2 protein-coding genes and 1 pseudogene are annotated in these 3,436 nt (G+C 72.7%); 2 read left to right on the top strand and 1 reads right to left on the bottom strand.

What is annotated here, in order from left to right:
• Window positions 1-916 (bottom strand): glycosyltransferase family 2 protein (locus NJ376_RS28305; RefSeq protein WP_252956691.1); only part of this gene is annotated, 916 nt, incomplete at its 3' end.
• An 802-nt stretch (window positions 917-1,718) separates the two neighbouring features.
• Here NJ376_RS28305 and NJ376_RS28310 point away from each other — a divergent pair.
• Both NJ376_RS28310 and NJ376_RS28315 read left to right on the top strand, forming a co-directional pair.
• Window positions 1,719-2,897, top strand: coding sequence for a glycosyltransferase (locus NJ376_RS28310; protein ID WP_252956692.1), 1,179 nt, complete (start codon window positions 1,719-1,721; stop codon window positions 2,895-2,897).
• Between the two features lie 114 nt (window positions 2,898-3,011).
• Window positions 3,012-3,436 (top strand): annotated as a pseudogene (locus tag NJ376_RS28315) (hypothetical protein); the annotation flags it as partial.

Raw genomic sequence — 3,436 nt, forward strand, 5'->3', positions numbered from 1 at the left:
GCGCCGCCACCGCCGCCTTGGCCCGCGCCCGCGGCGGCAGCCCCGCCGGGCCCAGCAGCGCGCGGATCGCCCGCACCCCCTGGAAATCCTGCCGCGCGAAGGCCGTCGCCAGCGCCGCCAGCCGGCGTTCCTCGATGCTCGCCCGGATCAGCGTCGCGTGCGGCGCCAGGCTCGGCCGGGTGCGCAGCACATGCTCGAGGATGGCCGCGTCGCCGAGATTCATCTTCTGCACATCAGCGGAGAAATTCCCCGCATGCTTGCGGATACCGACGCTCGGTTCGAAGGAAACGCCGAGCGGGGGCCGCTCCGCCAGCAGCAGCGCCGTGGAGAAATCCATGCTCATCCAGCGGTTCACCGCCTCGTCCCAGCCACCGATGCTCCGCAGGAAAGGGATGCTGGCGACCAGGGCCGAGGGAAAGAACGGAGTGAAGCCGACAAGCCGGTCGACGATCGGCATCTCGAAGCAGCCGGTCTCCGCCTCGCCGTGCCGGAGTCCGTCCCAGAAGCCGGCCGGGGCTTGCGCGAATTTGCTGCCCTCCTCCCACACCCCATCCCGGACGATGCGGAAATTGGCGTAGGCGGCCTGCATGCTTGGCCATTGCCGCCAAAGCCGCGCCATCCGTTCCAGGTGGTCGGGCCGCCAGAGATCGTCGCTGTCGCAGAAGGCGACGAGTTCGCCGCCGGCCAGCCGAAGGCCGGTGTTCCGTGCCACCAGCTCGCCCGAATTCGGGATGGTGATGGTCCGGATACGGTCGCCGAAGCCGGCCAGTACCGCGGCAGTCCCGTCGGTCGAGCCGTCATCGACGACGATGACCTCGGCCGGCGGCAGGGTCTGGCCGAGAATGCTCCCCAGGGTCTCCGGCACCAGGCCGGCGCGGTTGTAGCAGGGAACGACGACGCTGATGGCGACGGTCATGGGGCAGTCCTTGGCCTCGGCCCGGCAGGTGATCGGCAGCTTGGGGTCGCACCCCCGACCAAGATAGGCGGATTGTTCCGCCCTGTCATTTTCTTCCCGCCTAGCCCAACCGTTAAGTCGTCTGGACGGATAGCGGCCTGCCAACGCCCTGCAAGCGGCCAGGGATCTCGTCGGACGGCGCGTGCCTGGCGCTGGATGCCGGACGTCTCGTTGCTCGCTGCCCGGAATCCTCCCGGACCTGAATTTCGCCTTGCCTCGTGGAGCACCGGGTTGCAACCGTCTCGCGCAAAGAAAGAGGCTAGTTGTCCCACCCCAGTCAAGGCTAGTGTCCGGTCCCTTCCCCTCACGCGCTGCGACGGCCGGGAAAATGACCGCCAGATCACTGAAAACACAAGCCGATAGACCAGGGGCCCAAGGCGGCTGACGGTTGCGACCAGGCCGGCGGCCAGGGACCGGCGAACGCATGGGTTGTGGCCGGTGCCGCCGGCCAGGCGACAGGAAAAGGACCCGCCATCGGCCCACCAGGGCCGCCATGGCCCGAGGAGAGAGAAGGCGCTGTGCCGAGCGGAATGGCCCTGCCCTATGCCACTGCCCCGACGGCACCGGACCCGTCCCTCGCGGCCCTGCGGGTGCCGCGCTTCCATCGCCGCGTCCATCCAGGCCCAGGCAGGAACGGCAGAAGCTGCGGACGCCCGGTCCTGCCTCCGATAGCGCAGGGCCACGAGGCCCTTTGGGCGCCGCTGCCACGCGGCGCCTTCCCCGCCCTCCCGGCGCGGCCCGGCACCCCGCGGGACGGGGCGGCATGAGCGCAGCCCCCGGGCAGCCGCTGCGGCTGCTGACCTTCAGCACCCTCTACCCCAACCCGGCGCAGCCCAATCACGGCGTTTTCGTGGAGAACCGGCTGCGCCACCTGCTGGCCTCCGGCCATGCGGAGAGCACGGTCCTTGCGCCGGTGCTCTGGTTCCCGGGTCGCGGCGTGGCACGCAGGGCGGTGCCGGCGGAGGTGGTGCGGCACGGCATCAGGGTGTTGCATCCGCGCTTCCTCGGACCGCCCGGGCTCGGCATGTGGGTCAATCCCTGGATCCTGCATCGCATCGCGCGGGCCGCCCTGCGCCGCCTGCTGGCGGAGGGGCTGCGGCCGCAGGCGATCGATGCGCATTACCTCTATCCGGATGGCGTCGTCGCGGTATGGCTGGGGCGGGAGTTCGGCCTGCCCGTCGTCATCACCGGCCGCGGCTCGGACACCAGCCTGCTGCCGAACTATCGCTTCCCGCGCCGGCTGATCCAGGGCGCCATCGCCGGCAGCGCGGCGCTGATCGCGGTGAGCGCGGCGCTGAAGGAGGGGCTGGTGGCGCTTGGCGCGCCGCCCGAGAAGGTGACGGTGCTGCGCAACGGCGTGGATCTGGCGCTGTTCCGCCCGCCCGCGGATCGCGCCGCGGCGCGCGCGGCGCTCGGGCTGACGGGGCCGGCGCTGCTCTCCGTCGGGCTGCTGATCCCGCGCAAGGGCCATCACCTGACCATCGAGGCGATGCGGGAGCTGCCCGACCATACCCTGCTGATCGCCGGAGAGGGGCCGGAGCGCGGGGCGCTGGAGGCGCAGATCGCCCGGCTCGGCCTCGGCGGCCGGGTGCGGCTGCTCGGCGCCCGGCCGCATGCCGAGCTGCCGGCGCTCTACGGCGCGGCGGATGCGCTGGTGCTGGCCTCGGCGCGGGAGGGCTGGGCAAATGTGCTGCTGGAGGCGATGGGCTGCGGCACGCCCGCCATCGCCAGCCCGGCCTGGGGCAGCCGGGAGGCGATCGCCGCGCCGGCGGCTGGGCTGGTGCTGCCGGACGACGCGCCGGCGAGCATCGCCGCCGGCGTGCGGCAGCTTTTCGCCGCGCTGCCGGACCGCGCCGCGACGCGCGCCTATGCCGAAGGCTTCGGCTGGGAGGCGACGACGCAGGGCCAGCTGACCCTGTTCCGCCGGGTGCTGGCGGCCTGAGCGCCCGGTAGCCGGACCGCCCGCTCCCGGACTTATGGTTTCCAAAGGCCTTTCGGCCTTTGGTGGGGAGAGTTCGAGGGGGGCAAGGCCCCTCTCGATCCGTTGGAGTGCCTGATGCCCCTAGCCCGCCGCCACCTCCCTTTCCTCGCCACCGCCCTGGCCGTGCCCTCCCTCGCCCGGGCCCAGGCCGGCATCGTCCGCCAGGTGCCGATGCCCTGCCTGCGCCCCGACGACCTGCTCGGCATGGTGCTGGAGGGCAATGGCAGCACGGCGGAGACCATCCTCGTCTTCGGCCAGGCCTTCCGTCCGGGCGACCTGCCGCGCGGCCGCGCCATCGCCGCCCGCACCGCGATGGGCCAGGCGCTGCGCGCCCAGACCGAGGTGAAGACCCTGCACCCGGATGGCTCCGCCCGCTTCGCCGTGCTCAGCCTGGCGGCGCCGCCGCTCGGTCGCGGGGCGCGGCTCGGCATCGTCCTCTCGGCCACCGCGCCGGTGGCGGCGGCGCCGCTGGACCTCGCCCGCCTCGTCGCGCCGCGCCG

It is taken from the genome of Siccirubricoccus soli (genome assembly GCF_024178315.1).
Lineage (GTDB): Bacteria > Pseudomonadota > Alphaproteobacteria > Acetobacterales > Acetobacteraceae > Siccirubricoccus > Siccirubricoccus soli.